Below are 16,341 nucleotides of genomic sequence, written 5' to 3'. Positions count from 1 at the left end.
CTAAAATTTGTGTTACTTAACGGTAATTAGCGTCCTTGGAGCGTGAGAGACCTTGGCCGGATCGGCTGATTTCGACCTGTACCGCCCGTCCGAGGAGCACGACATGCTCCGCGACGCCGTCCGCTCGCTGGCCGAGGCGAAGATCGCGCCGCACGCCGCCGCGGTGGACGAGGAAGCCCGCTTCCCGCAGGAGGCGCTGGACGCGCTCGTCGCCAACGACCTGCACGCCGTGCACGTCCCCGAGTCCTACGGCGGCGCGGGCGCCGACGCGCTGGCGACCGTGATCGTCATCGAGGAGGTGGCCCGCGTCTGCGCGTCCTCCTCGCTGATCCCCGCGGTGAACAAGCTGGGTTCCCTCCCCGTGATCCTCTCCGGCTCCGAGGAGCTGAAGAAGAAGTACATGACGCCGCTCGCCAAGGGCGACGCGATGTTCTCGTACTGCCTCTCCGAGCCCGACGCGGGCTCCGACGCGGCCGGCATGAAGACCCGCGCGGTCCGCGACGGCGACCACTGGGTCCTCAACGGCGTGAAGCGCTGGATCACCAACGCGGGCGTGTCGGAGTTCTACACGGTCATGGCCGTGACGGACCCGGCCAAGCGCTCCAAGGGCATCTCCGCCTTCGTCGTCGAGAAGTCCGACGAGGGCGTCTCCTTCGGCGCCCCCGAGAAGAAGCTCGGCATCAAGGGCTCCCCGACCCGCGAGGTCTACCTCGACAACGTCCGCATCCCCGCCGACCGCATGATCGGCGAGGAGGGCACCGGCTTCGCCACCGCGATGAAGACCCTGGACCACACCCGCATCACCATCGCGGCCCAGGCCCTCGGCATCGCCCAGGGCGCCCTGGACTACGCCAAGGGGTACGTCCAGGAGCGCAAGCAGTTCGGCAAGCCGATCGCCGACTTCCAGGGCATCCAGTTCATGCTCGCCGACATGGCGATGAAGATCTCGGCCGCCCGCGCCCTGACCTACCAGGCCGCCGCCGCCTCCGAGCGCGGCGACGCCGACCTCACCTACCTGGGCGCCGCCGCCAAGTGCTTCGCCTCGGACGTGGCCATGGAGGTCACCACCGACGCCGTCCAGCTCCTCGGCGGCTACGGCTACACCCGTGACTACCCGGTCGAGCGCATGATGCGCGACGCGAAGATCACGCAGATTTATGAAGGTACGAATCAGGTTCAGCGGATCGTGATGGCGCGGAATCTGCCGTAACCCGGCCTGCCCGGAGTGCGCAACGGCCCCCGGCGGATCCGCCGGGGGCCGTTGGTGCGTCGTACGGCGCTCAGTTGCCGGAGACCGTGACCTTCTCGTCGGCCTTCAGCTGGTCCACCAGCGTCTTGACCTTGGTCATGTCCCACTGGAGGTTGCCGTTGCCGGCGTCGCCCGCGATCGGCATGTTCAGCGACTTGCCGTCGCCGCCGCTGACGCCCTTCATCGCCCAGAACATGGAGGCCAGGTCCCACAGGCCCATGTCCTTGTCGACGATGAGCGAGTCCAGGCCGGCGCCCATGGTCGGGTACAGCTTGAACGGGTTGAGGACGGTCCCGGGGGTCGCCACCTGGCTGGCGAGCGCGTTGAGGAACTTCTGCTGGTTCTTGGTGCGGTCCAGGTCGGAGCCGGCCAGCGCGTAGCGGGTGCGGACGAAGGCGAGGGCCTCCTCGCCGTTCAGGGTCTGCCGGCCCTTCTCGAAGTTCGCGCCGGACTTGGTGTCCTTGATGTCCTGCGGGATGTCCATCTCGACGCCGCCGACCGCGTCCACGATGTTCGCGAAACCGGCGAAGCCGATCTCCACGTAGTGGTCGATGTGCAGTCCGGTGTTGTACTCCACCGTGCGCACCAGCAGCGTCGGCCCGTCGATGGCGTACGCGGCGTTCAGCTTGTTCGCGCCCATCGCCGCCCGCCGCTTGCCCGACTCCGAGCCCTGGAACTCGGGGATCGTGACGTTGGAGTCGCGGGGCAGCGAGATCAGCGTGGGGCCGTTGTCGCCGGTGTGCAGGATCATCATCGAGTCGGTGCGCTTGCCCTCGGAGGACCCGGTGTGCAGCCGCTTCTTCTGCTCGGAGGTCATGCCCTCACGGCTGTCGGACCCGACGATGAGGTAGTTGGTGCCCTCGCCCTTCTCCGGGCGGTCGATCACCGTGGACAGGTCGACGTCGCGGTTGAGCTTGGAGTCGGCCCAGAAGTACGTGCCGACGGTCGTGACGACCAGCACCGCGGCGAGCGTGATCGCGGTCACCTTGATGCGGCGCCGCCAGTTCGGCGCGGGGCGCGGTCCGCGCGGCCCGGAGCCACCGGGACCGGACGGGCCCCGGCCCGCGGGTGTGCCGTAGACCTGCCCGGTGTTGTAGCCGCTGTCGTAGCCGCCGAAGTCGCCCTCGCCGCCGTCGACGTACGACGGCTGCCGCGGCACCCCGGGGCCCGAGGCGGGCGGCGCCGCCCGGCCGCCGCGCCGCACCTGGCGCATCACGCGGGCGCCTTCCGGCTGCGCGCCGGCGCTGCCGCGTCCGTAGCGCGGGCCGCGGTTGTCGTCGGACGTTCCCTGGGGCCAGTCATTCATGCAGCCCAGTGTGCCCGGCACCGCTGTGTGCTCCACAAGGTTCCGTGGAAAACAGGGGCCTGGCTGTTGCGAACCCGACACAAATCTCCCGGATCGCGGTTCGGCATAAGGTAGAGGCCATGACAGACCAGGCCGGCGCCACCAGGGCGGAAACTCCGGACGCGACGGACATCCCGGGCAAGCCCACCTCGGCATCCCGGACCACGCTCAGCCACATCATGACCCACAACGACACCAACCTGCTGGGCACGGTGCACGGCGGGGTGATCATGAAACTGGTCGACGACGCCGCCGGCGCCGTGGCCGGACGGCACAGCGGCGGACCCGCCGTCACCGCCTCCATGGACGAGATGGCCTTCCTGGAGCCGGTCCGCGTCGGCGACCTGGTCCACGTCAAGGCCCAGGTCAACTGGACCGGCCGGACCTCAATGGAGGTCGGCGTCCGGGTCCTCGCCGAACGCTGGAACGAGTCCGCCCCGCCCACCCAGGTCGGCTCCGCCTACCTGGTCTTCGCCGCGGTCGACGCCGACGGCAAGCCCCGCCGGGTCCCGCCGGTCATCCCCGAGACGGACCGCGACCGGCGCCGCTACCAGGAGGCCCAGATCCGCCGCACCCACCGGCTGGCCCGCCGCCGCGCGATCATGGAGCTGCGCGAGAGGCGGGCCGCGGAGGGCTTCGAGGACTGAGCGCCGGGCGGGCGCCGCCTCACGAGCAGCCCGCCTCGTCGCCCCGCACCACCGAGGACGCCCCGAGTGGCCGCGGCGTCTCGCCCCGGACCTTGGCGACGCCCTTGTAGTCGGCGCCGACGATCACCTTCAGGGTCGCCCCCTGGCCCTCGACCGCCCGCAGCTCGCTGCCGGGCAGGGCGGCGGCCAGGGACCGCGCCGAGCGGTCCCAGCGCGGGTCGTGCGCCACGACCGTGCGCCGCACGTCCTGCCGGGCCGCGTTCACCGGCAGCCGGGTCGTGCGGAAACCGGTCGCCGCCAGCGCGTCGTCGGCCCGCCGGCCGAGGCCGGGGGTCAGGGTGCCGTTCTCCACCTGGACGCGGATCTGCTGCGGGGCCACCTCCACCACCCGCGCCGGGGCCCGCTTCGGCCGCGCCGCCGCCAGCGGGCGGTCGTCCCGCAGGGCCTGGAAGATCCGGTCCGCCTTGGCCGCGTCCCACTTCAAGGTCGAGCCGACGCCCTTCACGTCGTAGCCCATCCGCTCGATCGGCACGGTGGTGAACTCCGACGACGCGGGGGAGAAGTCCCGCATCGCCCGGCCCAGGTGCAGCAGCTCGTCCGTGCCGAAGCCCTTGTCCGCCCGCACCGACCCGAGCACCGCCCGGGTCACGTCGCGGAACTTCAGCGGGTTCAGCAGCACCCCGGAGGAGGTCGCGTGGTCGATCAGCGCGGCGAGGAACCGCTGCTGGCGCTGCATCCGGCCCAGGTCGGAGGCGCCGTCGAGGTGGCGGGCCCGCACGTACTGGAGGGCCTCGCCGCCGTTCAGGGTGTGGGTGCCGGCCGGCAGGTCGAGGCCGCTGTAGCGGTCCTTCAGCGGCCGGACCGTGCAGATCCTCACCCCGCCGAGCACGTCCACGGTCTTCATGAAACTGGTGAAGTCGACCTCCAGGTAGTGGTCGATCTTCACCTTGGTCAGGCGCTCCACCGTGCGCACGGTCAGCCGCGGCCCGCCCTCCGCGTACGCCGCGTTCAGCTTGACCGGGTGGCCCGGGTGCCGTTCGCCGGTGGTCGCGTCGGTGTGCGGCGGCAGCTCGGCGTACGAGTCGCGGGGCAGGCTCACCACGCTCGCCCGCTCCCGGTCCTCCGAGATGTGCACGATCATGAGGGTGTCGGTGCAGTGGCAGGGTTCCCCGCCCAGCCGGTAGCGGCGCCGCTCCTGCGGGCTGATCCGGTCCCGGCCGTCCGTGCCGACCAGCAGCACGTTCATGCCGTGCCCCGCGTGGGGCCGGTTCTTCATGTCGCGGAACGGGTCGACCCGGGAGATGTCCGCGTCAAGACTGGTGACCAGCGCGTGCCCGATCCCCGCCGAGGCCAGCACCGCCACCGACAGGCCGGTCACCGCCCGCACGGCCCAGCGCGGCCGTTTCCGCCGTACGGGCGGACGCGGCGCGCGGCGCTGCGCCTGCGGGCGATGCTCGGGCCGGCTCGGGGACCGAGGCGGTGCGGGCACGGGACACCTCCGGACGACGGCCGTACGCGGGAACCGTGAGCACCGTAGGCCCATACGATCTGCGGCCCGGTGCAGCGCTCCCGGCGGGGCGCACCGGTGTCCCCCGTTCGCGGTAACGTGAGGCCCCTATGAACGCGAAGCCCGACGTGCAGCTCCCCGCCGTGTCCGTGATCATGCCCGTCCTCAACGAGGAGCGGCATCTGCGCGGCGCCGTCCACGCGATCCTCGCCCAGGAGTACGCCGGCGAGATGGAGGTCGTGATCGCCCTCGGTCCGTCCACGGACCGCACGGACGAGATCGCCGCCGAGCTGGTCCGCGAGGACCCGCGGGTGCACACCGTGCCCAACCCGACCGGCCGCACGCCCGCCGCCCTCAACGCCGCGATCAAGGCCTCCCGGCACCCGATCGTGGTCCGCGTCGACGGGCACGGCATGCTCTCGCCGAACTACATCGCCACCGCGGTACGGCTCCTGGAGGAGACCGGCGCGCAGAACGTCGGCGGCATCATGCACGCCGAGGGCGAGAACGACTGGGAGCACGCGGTCGCCGCCGCCATGACCTCGAAGATCGGCGTCGGCAACGCCGCCTTCCACACCGGCGGCCAGGCGGGCCCCGCCGAGACCGTCTACCTCGGCGTCTTCCGGCGCGAGGCGCTGGAGCAGCAGGGCGGCTACAACGAGGAGTTCATCCGCGCCCAGGACTGGGAGCTGAACTTCCGCATCCGCGAGGCGGGCGGGCTGATCTGGTTCTCGCCCGAACTGAAGGTGTCCTACCGGCCCCGGCCCAGCGTGAGGGCCCTCGCCAAGCAGTACAAGGACTACGGCCGCTGGCGGCACGTCGTCGCCCGCTACCACTCCGGGTCGATCAACCTGCGCTACCTGGCCCCGCCGACCGCCGTCTGCGCGATCGCGGCGGGCCTCGTCGTGGGCGCCGCGCTCACCCCGTGGGGCTTCGTGATCCCCGGCGGCTACCTCGCCGCGATCGTCGCCGGGTCCGTGCCCGCGGGCAAGGGACTGCCGCTCAAGGCGCGGCTGCAGATCCCCGTCGCCCTCGCCACCATGCACATGTCCTGGGGCTACGGCTTCCTGACCAGCCCCAAGTCACTGGCCAGGAAGGTCATCGCGTCCCGGCGGCCGGCCGTGCGGGACTCCGGCAGCCCGGACGTGACGGTCGGCTGAACGCCGCCGCCGAGGTGACCCGGACTACTCCTCGCCCTCCCGCCAGGTGAAGTTCGGGTTCACCTCCATGCACGCCGAGTCGTCCGAGGCGTTGAGCGCGTTCGCCGACTCCGGCGTCCGGTCCTGCTTCTTCGGCACCTCGTACGCCGCCCCCTCCCGCCAGTCCGCGCCGACGAACAGGGTGACCCCGGAGACGTCCGTGGACTTCCTCACCTGGCTCAGCGGGACGCCGAGGGCCTTCGCCACCCGCTGCGCGTCGCCCTCCAGATCGGCGCTCGGGAAGCGGATCACCGTCTTCTCCTCCGCGACCGGGGCGGAGGTGTCCGCCACGGCCTGCGCGAAGCCCTTGCCGGTCAGCAGCTGCGTCACCGACCAGGCCCGGCCGCCGGCCGCCGCCTGACCGTCCGACGCGGTGGCGTTGCGCACCTGGACGGCGATCTCGGCGTCGGGGGCCGCCGGGTCGTCGGACTCCGTGTCCTTCTTCGGCGGCTTCTTCCGGTCCTTGCCGTCGAGGGCGGTGTCCTCGCGCAGCATCCGGAACACCGTCTCGGCGTCCTCGGTGGGCTCCACCCGGTTGCCGACCAGCCGGTTCGGCATGGTCGTCATGGTGATGCGGTCGGTCGGCACCTTCTTCAGCTCGTTGGCCAGGTCGTACATCTTCCCGAGGGTGCCCAGCCCCTCGTCGACGACGATCGCCTCGGTGGCCGCCTCGGCGAGCTTGCGCAGCTTGTTGGGGTTGCTCAGGGTGGCGTTGGCGCGCAGCTCGCGGACCATCGAGTTCATGTACATGTGCTGCGCCTGGGCGCGGTAGAGGTCGGTGTTGTCGCCGAAGCCGTACCGGGTGCGCAGCCACTGGAGGGCCGTCTTGCCCTTGATCTTGGTGGTGCCCTTCTCCAGCTTCAGCCCGGAGCCCTCGCCCGTGCGGGTGCGGGAGTGGATGTTGGCGTCCACGCAGACCGGGACGCCGCCGATGGCGTCCGCCATGGACACCACGCCCGCGAAGTCGATCATCATGAAGTGGTCGATGTGGATGCCGGTCAGCTCCTGCCAGGTCGCCACCGTGCAGCCGGGGCCGCCGTGGCCGAGGCTCTCGTTGGTGGCCGTCGGCAGGGTGCTCGCCGGGTACACCTTCCCGTCGTCCGGGTCGGTGCACTTGGGGATGTGCACCAGCGTGTCGCGGGGCATGCTCACCACCGACATGTTGCTGCGGTCCGCCGACACGTGCAGCAGCATCTGCACGTCGGCGAGCGGAGTGCCGCCGAAGGTCTCCCTCGCGCCGCCGAGCTTCTGGTTCTCCTTGCTGTCGCGGGCGTCGGAGCCGATCAGCAGGATGTTCAGCGGAGTCTGCCCGGCCGCGTTCGGGGTGGGCGCGGCGATGCTCTTGTCGCCGAGGTTGAGGTCGTCCTTCTGGATGTTGCCGTTCAGGTGCCGGTAGTAGAGGTAGCCCGCTCCCGCGGTGCCGACTATGACCACCGCCAGCACCGTCGCCGACCAGCGCAGCGCCCGGCGCCCGCGGGACCGTCCGGCGCCACGGCGGCCCCCGCGCCGCCGGCCGCCGCCGCCACCGCCCCCGCCCCGGCGCTCCGCCGGCTCCGCGCTCCGCGGATCCGCGGCCTGCGCCTCACCGGTCTGCGGATCCGCGGACCGCGCGGTGAGGGACATCGTGTCCTCGACCGCGGGCACGTCCCCGCGCACACTGCCTCGCGCCACTTGCCTGCCCTCCCCACCCTGCACCTGACACGGGTCCGCCCCGCGTCAAGTGAGACGCACGACGGACCCGTGGGGTTACCCCTTGTTTTTCGCCCGGCCACGGGCTAGTGCCCGGCCGGCGCGCGCCCAGCCCTCCCCGCTAACCGGCGCACTGCACCTTGTCGGCCGTGGACTTCTCCACGTCCGGCGCCTTCGCCGGCGGGGTGAGGGACACCCCCGCCCCCTTGAAGTCCTTGCCCAGGGTCAGCGTCATCGTGGGCAGCCCCTGGGAGTTGGTGACGCTCTCACCCGGCTTCAGCGCGGCCCCGGACAGGCCCATGATGGCGGCCAGCCGGCGGGCCTGGGCGGCCTGCTCGGGCGCGTACTCCAGCGTCGTCCTGCTCAGTGCGGCGTCCGCGTTGCCCGCGTTCTCGGACTTGGTGACGCCCTCGTCGTTCTGCAGCCACTCGAGGGTCTTCGAGGCACTGCCCGCGGGGGCACCGCCGTTGAGGATCCGCACCCGCACCTCGGAGGGGGCGGACTTGGTGCCCTTCAGCCGGGCGGCGACCGCTGCCTTCTCCTGCGCCTTCTTCTCCTTGACGGCGGTGAAGGAGACGTCGTTCGCGATCGCGCTGAAGACGTCGGGTGCCCGCGACTCGTCCACGACGACGGTCGCCTTGACCGTCTCGGCGGGGTTGTCGCGCACCGGGACCGTGGTGAAGCTGATGTTCTTCGGCGGCACCTTCTTCAGTTCCAGCGCCACGTCCTTGAGGGTGCTGACCTTGCCGATGCCGGTGTCGACGGTGAGCGCCTTGGTGGCCGCCTCCGCGAGCTTCATCAGCTTGGAGGGGCTGGTGAGGGTGTCGCTGGAGGACATCTTGCGCATCAGGGACGCCAGGAACTGCTGCTGCACCTTGATGCGGTCCAGGTCGCCCTGGTTGCCGAAGCTGTGCCGGGTGCGTACGAAGGCCAGCGCGTCCTCGCCCATGAGCGTGTGCGGGCCCGCGCTGAGCTTGAGGTGGGAGTCGGGGTCGTCGACGTCCTTGGCGAGGCACACGTCCACGCCGCCGACCGCCGTCGTCAGCGTCTTCACGGCGTTGAAGTCCGCCATCATGAAGTGGTTGACGTCGATGCCGGTCATCTCCTCGACCGTGCGCATCGTGCAGCCCGCGTTGCGGCCCTCCTGGCCGAGGCTGGTGTTGAAGCGCACGCCCTGGCTGCCGGGGATGACCGTCTCGTTGCCGTCGGCGTCCTTCGTCGGGCAGTCGGGGATGTCCACGATCAGGTCGCGCGGGATGCTCAGCACGGTCGCGTTGGAACGGTCCTTGGCGACGTGCAGCAGCAGCGTGGTGTCGGCGTGGCCGGCGCTCCCCTTGTCGCCGTAGCCCTCGTTGCCCTTGCCGGTGCGCTTGTCGGTGCCCAGCAGCAGGATGTTGAAGGCCTCGTCCTTGCTGAAGCCGCTGTCGGCGGCGTTGCCGACGTCCTCGGTGGTGACGTTGCCCTCGAGGTGCTTGAGGTAGAACCAGCCGGCCGCGCCGACGGCCACCAGGACGAAGGCCATCGTGCCGCCGGTCCACATCACGGCCTTCTTCGCGCGGGACTTCCTGGCCTTCACGGGCCGCCGCCCGCGCCGGCCCGCCGGCGGTTCCTCGGGCGCGCCGCGGCGTCTGCGGGGCGAGGGGGCCTCACCCGACGCCGAACGGCCCGGCCGTGACTCCCGGCCTTCGCGGCCGCCGCGGGTCTCCTCCCGGCCACTGCGGGTCCCTTCCCGGCTGCCGCGGGTCTCCTCCCGGTCTTCGGGGGCCGGGGCGGCGGCGCGGCGCGGCCGGCCGGCGGCCGCGCCCCGGGGTGCGACCCGGCGCGGGCCCGGGAGCGCCGACTGCGGTGCGGAAGGGGTCAGTCGCAGTTCGTATTCACCGGTGCTCGGGTTGAGTACCCACTGGTCTGCGGGGTCGATGTGCTCCGCCCGCCCACGGCCTTGCGCGTCCACGGTTGCCTGAATCCTCCGTCGGGGCCACGCGGCGCCTTCCCCCTCCGAGGCGCTCGGGTCTCGTACATGCAGTGCGCGACCCCTGGACGGACTGTGGCCGGGAGCCGGGTGCACCGGATCGCTCACACTATCCGCCCAGTTCAGCGTCAAGCGACGACGGTGACAAATTCCACGTCCCTACAACTGGGCAATCCGGCGCATTTCCCGGGGCGGGAGCGGCCTGTCTTGGTGCGTCCTTTACCGGCAGTGGTCGTCGGCGGCGGTGTTCCCGCGGAAGGTGGGGGCGGGCGAGACGCGGCCGGCCGGGTCCCCGGAGCCGTCGCGCGGGCCGGGATTCGGGGTCACTTCCACGGGGCGGTCCGTGCGCAGCCGCTCGAACAGGCGCTCCGCGTCGGGCTCCACGAGCTGGTCGCGATTGGCGTTGTAGACGTACGACTCCCGCGGAACCGTCAGGAACTGCACGCGGTCGGTGGGGATGTCGCGCACCCCACGGACAAGGTGGTACAAGCCACGCAGACTGGCCAGTGCCGGGTCGGTGGTGAGCGCGGACGTCGCCGCGTCGAGCACGGGGTAGAGCTTCACCGGGTTCAGCAGTACGTCGTTGCCGCGCACCTTCTTGACCAGGGCCGCGAGGAAACGCTGCTGGCGGTCCATGCGGTCGGTGTCGCTGCCGTCGCCGAGGGACTTGCGGGCGCGGACGTAACCGAGTGCCTGCTCGCCGTTGAGTGTCACGGTACCGGCGGGGAGGTGGAGTTTAGCCGCCTTGTCGTGAATGGACTGCTTCAGGCAGATCTGAACGCCTTTGACTGCGTCGACCATCTCCTTGAACCCGGTGAAGTCGACGACCATGTGGTGATCGACACGAATGCCGGTCAGCTGCTCCAGGGTCCGGACCGTGCACGCCGAACCGCCGCTCTCGAAGGCGTGGTTGAACATCGCGAACATCGGCTCGGCGCGGGAGCCGTCCCGGCGCAGGCAGGCGGGGACGTCGACCATGAGGTCGCGGGGTATGGAGACGGCGGTCGCGCTGCGGCGGCCGGCCGACAGGTGCAGCAGGATCGTGGTGTCCGAACGCTCGGTCCCCGGATCCCGCCCGTAACGGCCGTTGCCGGGCCCGGAGCGCGAGTCCGAGCCGATCACCAGGATGTTGCGCGCGTCCCGCACCAGCGAGGTGGGGCGCTCCTTCTCGTACCGGGCGAGCTCCGCGGCCGCCGCCTCGTCGGGCGTGATGTTCCCGTCGAGCTTGGCGTAGATGGCCGAGGCGGTCCCGACGGCCGCCGCGACGACGGCGGTCACCCCGAGGGTGCCGGCGCGTGTCCAGCGCCTCCTGCGCCGGCGTATCAGCCCGACGCCGGAGGCCGACACCCCGAGCCCCGGTCCGAGGGCCCGTCCCGTACGCCCGGACGGCGGCATGCCTGCGGTGTCGCTCACGACTGAGTCCACCCCTCATGGGAGTACGAGCGTGACGTCCTGCTGCTCCTACGACCATGACCCGGACGGGGTCCGGGTGGGGGGTGGGGGTGGGCTGAACGGGTGAGGGCCGGCCCGGCGTTGCGCGCTCGCGGCCGGCCGGTCCATACGGGGGGCGACCGGCCCGGTGGTGCGCGGTCGCGGCCGGCCGGCCCGTGCCGGGCCCCACGCCCGTCGTCCCGGGCGGACGGCCGTCATCCGCTTTCCGGCCCTAGCGGGAGACGGCCGTCACCCGCTCGCTCTCGATCCGCTTGGCCAGCGCCTCTTCCCCCAGCCGCTCCAGGTTCCGGCACAGCACCACCGATCCGCCGGCCGCGAGCGGCGCGTACAGCCCCGCACTCAGCCCCTCCCACGTGTCGTACGGCAGCGCGGACAGGATCCGCGACCCGGGCCCGGTCAGCCCCAGCCCCGGCGCGTCCCCCTTGGCCCGCTCCACGATCTCCGCCGCGGTGAACTCCGCCCCGGCCACGATCAGTGCCGGCGCCTCCGGGTCGACCGGCGCGTACGGCGCGAACCGGTCCCCGTGGCTCGGCACGTCGACGGCGTAGTCGGCGTACCCGGCCGGCGGCGCGGGCACGAACCGCCGCCCGAGCGGGGCGAGCGACAGCGCGTACCGTTCCCCGCCACACGCCAGCCCCGCGTCGAACCGCCCGGGCCCGGCGACGACGTGGTCGGCGCGTCCCGGGTCGCCCTCGACGTCCGCGACCACGCCCACCGAGGAACACGCCAGCAGCCACACCGCCGTCTGCCAGTGCGCGGGCAGCAGCAGCGCGACCCGGTCGCCGGGTTCGGCGGACAGTTCGTCCTGGAGGAGGTTGGCGGTCTTGGCCACCCAATTGGCGAAGGTCGCGACGGACAGTTCGACGCGCTCGCCGGTGGCGTCGTCGTAGAAGGTCACCAGGGGCCGCGCGGGATCCGCGGCCAGCGCGGAACGCAGCAGGTCGGCAGGGGTGCGATCGGTGGCAGTCACCCGCGCAAGCGTACGCGGGGGCGGGGGTCCGCATCGAGCGGCGACGCCACCGGTTCGGCGGAACGGCAGGGTGACGCCCCATCGATTTCCCTCAAGTCCCCGATGGACAGACTTGTCTGACTATGTCCAGGATCGGGAGCATGCGTGCATTCCTTGCTTCCTCCATCGGCGTCACCTGTGCGGCCGCCCTGGCCCTTCCGCTGACCCTGCCCGCGGCCCCGGCGACCGCGAGACCGGGCGGGCCCCCGGAGGCAGGGGCGCCCGCGGTTCCGGGCGGCACCCAGTCGCTGCCCCTGGTGCCGCTCACCACCGACCGCCCCCTGGGCTCCGCCCCCGTCCAGGGACTGCCGCGCCGTGACGTACGGCGCTTCTCGATGGTCGGCGTCGTCTGGGACGACCCCGCCGACGAACTCCACGGCGAAGTCCAGGTCCGCGTCCGGGCCGCCGGCACCGGCACCTGGTCGGGCTGGCAGGACATCGAGACCCACAACGCCGATCACGCGGCGGACCCCGGCACCGCGGAGCGCGCCTCCGCCCGCGTCCGCGGCGGCACGGCACCGCTGTGGGTGGGCGACTCGGACGGCGTGGAGGTCCGTATCCGCGCGACGGCGGGGCCCGGTACCCCCGGTGACGGCACGGGGACCAACACCGCCGGGAACGCCACCGGCACCCCCGGAACCGGTACCGGCACCCCCGGGAGCGGCACCGGCACCCCCGGAAACGGCACCGGGACCGAGGCGCACGGGGACGGCACCGGCACCCCCGGAACCGGCACCGGCACCCCCGGAACCGGCACCGGGACCGAGGCGCACGGGGACGGCACCGGCACCCCCGGGAACGGCACCGGCACCCCCGGGAACGCCACCGGACCCGACGTCCAAGGCGCCCAGGCGTCCCTCCCGCCCGGCCTCCGGGTGGAACTCGTCGACCCCGGCGCCGCCGCCGACACCCCCGCCCAGGGCACCCCGGCCGCCTCCTCCCGGCTCGGCACCCTCAGCCCCGAGACCGTCGCCGCCTCCGAGCCCAACGTCGTGCTCGCCCCGCTCGGCGCCACCGAGATCCCGGAGCTCGACCGGACGGCGACCGAACGCGAGTTGCTGACCCTCGCCGCCGGGGAACTGACGGAGGAACAGCGGGCGAAGCCGAAGATCGGGCCGCGCCCGCAGATCGTCACCCGGCGCGGCTGGGGCGCGAACGAGAAGCTGCGCGAGAAGACGTTCATCTACACGAAGAAGGTCAAGGCGGCCTTCGTGCACCACTCCGCCACCGGCAACGGCTACCGCTGCTCCCAGGCACCGTCCGTCATTCGCGGTATCTACCGCTACCACGTGAGGAGCATGGGCTGGCGGGACATCGGCTACAACTTCCTCGTCGACAAGTGCGGAAAGATCTACGAGGGCCGGGCGGGGGGCGTGGCGAAGCCCGTCATGGGCGCGCACACCCTCGGTTTCAACACCAACAGCATGGGGGTCGCCGTCCTCGGCACGTTCGACTCCGCCAAGCCGACCAAGGCGGCGGTGAAGGCGCTGGGCCGCCTGACCGCATGGAAGCTGGGCCTGCACGGCGCCGATCCGAGCGGCAGGACCTACCTGAAGTCGGGCGGCGGCAACCTCTACCGCAAGGGCAAGAACGTGCGGCTGCACGTGATCTCCGGGCACCGCGACGGCTTCGCCACGGAGTGTCCGGGCCGCAGGCTCTACGCCAAGCTCGGCTCGGTGCGCGGATACGCGGCGTACTACCAGGGCCGCGGCTGAGCCCGGCGCGGCCGCGGCCCGGGCGGGCGGCCGCGGCCGAGGGGGCGGGGGACCGGCCGGAGGACGGGCCGGGGCGGGACCGGGGGACCGGGGGGAACTGGGGACGCTTCCGCGACGTCGTACGCCGTCGCAGGTGCCGGACGACGGTCTGCATACACTGACCGGCCGAAAGACAGTTCGGCCGGTCCCGGCAGGAAGCAGAGACGACAGGTGACAGAAGCGATCCTCCTGGTCGGCGGCAAGGGCACCCGACTGCGCCCGCTCACGGTGCACACGCCCAAGCCCATGGTCAGGGCGGCGGGGGTGCCGTTCCTCACGCACCAGCTGGCGCGGGCGCGGGCGGCGGGGGTCGAGCACATCGTGCTCGCGACGTCCTACCTGGCGGAGGTGTTCGAGCCGTACTTCGGCGACGGCTCGGCCCTCGGGCTGCACATCGAGTACGTCACGGAGGAGGAACCGCTCGGCACGGGCGGCGCGATCCGCAATGTGGCGTCACGGCTGCACTCGGGCCCCGACGAGCCGGTGCTCGTCTTCAACGGCGACATCCTCACCGGCCTGGACATCCGGGCCCTGGTGCGCACCCACGAGACGACGGGCGCCGACGTCTCGCTCCACCTGACGAAGGTGACGGACCCGAGGGCGTACGGCCTGGTCCCCACGGACGAGACCGGCCGGGTGCGGGCGTTCCTGGAGAAGCCGCAGACGCCGGAGGAGATCGTCACCGACCAGATCAACGCGGGGGCGTACGTCTTCCGCCGCTCGGTGATCGACACGATACCGGCGGGCAGACCGGTCTCCGTCGAACGCGAGACCTTCCCCGGTCTCCTCGCCGCCGGCGCCCACCTCCAGGGCATGGTCGACTCCACCTACTGGCTGGACCTGGGCACCCCCGCGGCGTTCGTGCGCGGCTCGGCGGACCTCGTGCTCGGCCGCGCCCCGTCCCCGGCGGTGCCCGGCCGCTGCGGCGACCGGCTCGTCCTCCCCACGGCGACCGTCGCCCCGGACGCGAAGCTGGCGGGCGGCACGGTCGTCGGCGAGGGTGCCTTCGTGGCGGAGGGCGCCCGCGTCTTCGGCTCGACGATCCTGCCCGGCGCCGTCATCGAACCCGGCGCGGTCGTCACGGACTCCCTCATCGGCACCCGGGCCCGCGTGGGCGAACGTTCCGTCCTCACCGGCACGGTCATCGGTGACGGCGCGGTCATCGGCGCCGACAACGAACTCCGCGACGGCATGCGCGTCTGGTGCGACGCCCGCATCCCGGCGGGCGCGGTCCGCTTCTCGTCGGACCAGTGAGCCGAGGGGTGCCGCGGCCTCGCCCCGCCCCCGCCCTCACCCGGTGCAGCCGCGGGCAGTCCTGCCACCGGCAGTCGTACCGCCGGCAGTCGTACCGCCGGCGCGGACGGGCGGGCGCCGGAGCACCCAGCTCCCGGGACCTTCCCGCGCGTGAGCGGGGCCGGCCGCAGAGGCGCCCGCGACGCCGGACCGCGCCGCCCGCCCCGCCCGGCGGAGCGCCGGTCACCGTCCGGACCCGGCCTCACAACCGCCCGATGTCCCACACCGGCATCTTCGGCACCCGCCGGGCCGGCACCCGCCCGCTCAGCAGGATCAGCCGCGCCGCCCGGTGCCGCTGCCCCGCGTACGGCTCCAGCAGCCGCAGCATCTCCGCGTCGTCCGCGTCCCGGTCCCCGGCCAGCGCCCAGCCCACGATCCCCGGCAGGTGCACGTCCCCGACGGTCACCTCGTCCGCCGCCCCGTGACTGCGCTGCACCACCTCCGCGGAGGTCCAGGGCCCGATCCCCGGCACGAGCTCCAGCCGGGCCCGCGCCGCCGGCGGCTCCATCCGCACGGCCTCCTCCAGCCGCGCCGCGACCCGCACCGCGCGCAGCACCGTCGACGCCCGCTTGTCGTCGACCCCGGCCCGATGCCATTCCCAGGAGGGGATCAGCGCCCACGTCCGCGGCTCCGGCATCACGCACATGCCCCCCGGCGCGGGCCCGGGCGCGGGCTCGCCGAACCTGCGCACCAGCAACCGCCACGCGCGGTACGCCTCGTCGGTGGTGACCTTCTGCTCCAGCACCGACGGGATCAACGACTCCATCACCAGCCCGGTCCGCGTCAGCCGCAGCCCCGGCCGCCGGTGCCGGGTCACCGCCACCAGCCGGTGCCGCGGGGTGAAGGCCTCCGGATCGTCGGCCGCGCCCAGCAGCTCCGGCAGCCGGTCGAGCAGCCACTCGGCACCAGGCCCCCACGCCTCGCCGCGCACGTCGGTGCCGCGGGCGAGGACGCGGAGGGTTCCCGGCCCCGCCGGTGTCCGGCTGCTGCGCCAGACGGACCCGTCCGGCGTCACGCGGAACGTGGGGTCGCCGGGCCCGCGCCGCAGCGGCCCGAGCACCAGCCCGAGGTCCAGCGGCCCGTCCGGCGTGTACGTCCGCACCCGCCCCGGTCCGCTCGCCGGCCGCGGGATCACACCCGGTACGGCGACGTGCCCGCCCCGCACCGTCGTACGGGTGGGCCGGGGAGCGAAACTTCCTGCCACGGGTGAGGTCCTCGGGAAGTAGGG

Annotated in this window: 12 protein-coding genes; 5 read left to right on the top strand and 7 right to left on the bottom strand. The window is 72.7% G+C overall.

Annotated features, from left to right (window positions below):
* Positions 1-52 precede the first annotated feature (52 nt).
* Entirely contained in the window at positions 53-1,210 is a 1,158-nt protein-coding gene (locus tag SGLAU_RS13685) for an acyl-CoA dehydrogenase (RefSeq protein ID WP_078957709.1), read from the top strand.
* A gap of 70 nt (positions 1,211-1,280) precedes the next feature.
* Here the strand turns inward: SGLAU_RS13685 and SGLAU_RS13680 are convergent, their stop codons facing one another.
* Positions 1,281-2,555 (bottom strand): LCP family protein, encoded by a 1,275-nt coding sequence (locus SGLAU_RS13680; RefSeq protein WP_167551852.1) that lies wholly within the window; start codon positions 2,553-2,555, stop codon positions 1,281-1,283.
* Positions 2,556-2,674: 119 nt separating this feature from the next.
* On the opposite strand from SGLAU_RS13680, the gene SGLAU_RS13675 reads away from it, so the two are divergent.
* Positions 2,675-3,241, top strand: coding sequence for an acyl-CoA thioesterase (locus tag SGLAU_RS13675; protein WP_043501429.1), 567 nt, complete (start codon positions 2,675-2,677; stop codon positions 3,239-3,241).
* Positions 3,242-3,260: 19 nt separating this feature from the next.
* Here SGLAU_RS13675 and SGLAU_RS13670 read toward each other — a convergent pair whose 3' ends face one another.
* Positions 3,261-4,784 carry an LCP family protein gene (locus tag SGLAU_RS13670; protein ID WP_078957708.1) on the bottom strand — a complete coding sequence of 508 codons (1,524 nt, stop codon included), beginning with the start codon at positions 4,782-4,784 and terminating at the stop codon, positions 3,261-3,263.
* Positions 4,785-4,858: 74 nt separating this feature from the next.
* Between SGLAU_RS13670 and SGLAU_RS13665 the strand changes: the two genes are divergently transcribed.
* A complete protein-coding gene (locus tag SGLAU_RS13665; protein WP_043501426.1) occupies positions 4,859-5,908 on the top strand; it encodes a glycosyltransferase family 2 protein in 1,050 nt (349 codons plus the stop codon).
* 24 nt (positions 5,909-5,932) lie between these two features.
* Here the strand turns inward: SGLAU_RS13665 and SGLAU_RS13660 are convergent, their stop codons facing one another.
* From SGLAU_RS13660 to SGLAU_RS13640, 4 genes are all read right to left on the bottom strand, one after another.
* Positions 5,933-7,570, bottom strand: coding sequence for an LCP family protein (locus tag SGLAU_RS13660; RefSeq protein WP_078958045.1), 1,638 nt, complete (start codon positions 7,568-7,570; stop codon positions 5,933-5,935).
* A gap of 187 nt (positions 7,571-7,757) precedes the next feature.
* Positions 7,758-9,587 carry an LCP family protein gene (locus SGLAU_RS13655; protein ID WP_043501422.1) on the bottom strand — a complete coding sequence of 610 codons (1,830 nt, stop codon included), beginning with the start codon at positions 9,585-9,587 and terminating at the stop codon, positions 7,758-7,760.
* A 237-nt stretch (positions 9,588-9,824) separates the two neighbouring features.
* Positions 9,825-11,018 (bottom strand): LCP family protein, encoded by a 1,194-nt coding sequence (locus tag SGLAU_RS13650; RefSeq protein WP_078957707.1) that lies wholly within the window; start codon positions 11,016-11,018, stop codon positions 9,825-9,827.
* Between the two features lie 250 nt (positions 11,019-11,268).
* Positions 11,269-12,027, bottom strand: coding sequence for a TIGR03089 family protein (locus SGLAU_RS13640; RefSeq protein ID WP_043501417.1), 759 nt, complete (start codon positions 12,025-12,027; stop codon positions 11,269-11,271).
* 140 nt (positions 12,028-12,167) lie between these two features.
* On the opposite strand from SGLAU_RS13640, the gene SGLAU_RS13635 reads away from it, so the two are divergent.
* Complete coding sequence (locus SGLAU_RS13635) at positions 12,168-13,781, top strand: peptidoglycan recognition protein (protein ID WP_063838872.1); 1,614 nt, start codon at positions 12,168-12,170, stop codon at positions 13,779-13,781.
* 210 nt (positions 13,782-13,991) lie between these two features.
* A complete protein-coding gene (locus SGLAU_RS13630) occupies positions 13,992-15,074 on the top strand; it encodes a nucleotidyltransferase family protein (protein ID WP_043501413.1) in 1,083 nt (360 codons plus the stop codon).
* A gap of 241 nt (positions 15,075-15,315) precedes the next feature.
* Here SGLAU_RS13630 and SGLAU_RS13625 read toward each other — a convergent pair whose 3' ends face one another.
* Entirely contained in the window at positions 15,316-16,317 is a 1,002-nt protein-coding gene (locus SGLAU_RS13625) for a DNA-3-methyladenine glycosylase family protein (protein ID WP_043501412.1), read from the bottom strand.
* Positions 16,318-16,341: the final 24 nt, after the last annotated feature.

This window comes from Streptomyces glaucescens (assembly GCF_000761215.1).
GTDB classification, from domain to species: domain Bacteria; phylum Actinomycetota; class Actinomycetes; order Streptomycetales; family Streptomycetaceae; genus Streptomyces; species Streptomyces glaucescens_B.
The sequence above is the reverse complement of the archived record's forward strand: the minus strand, read 5'-3'. Positions and strand labels throughout refer to the sequence as shown.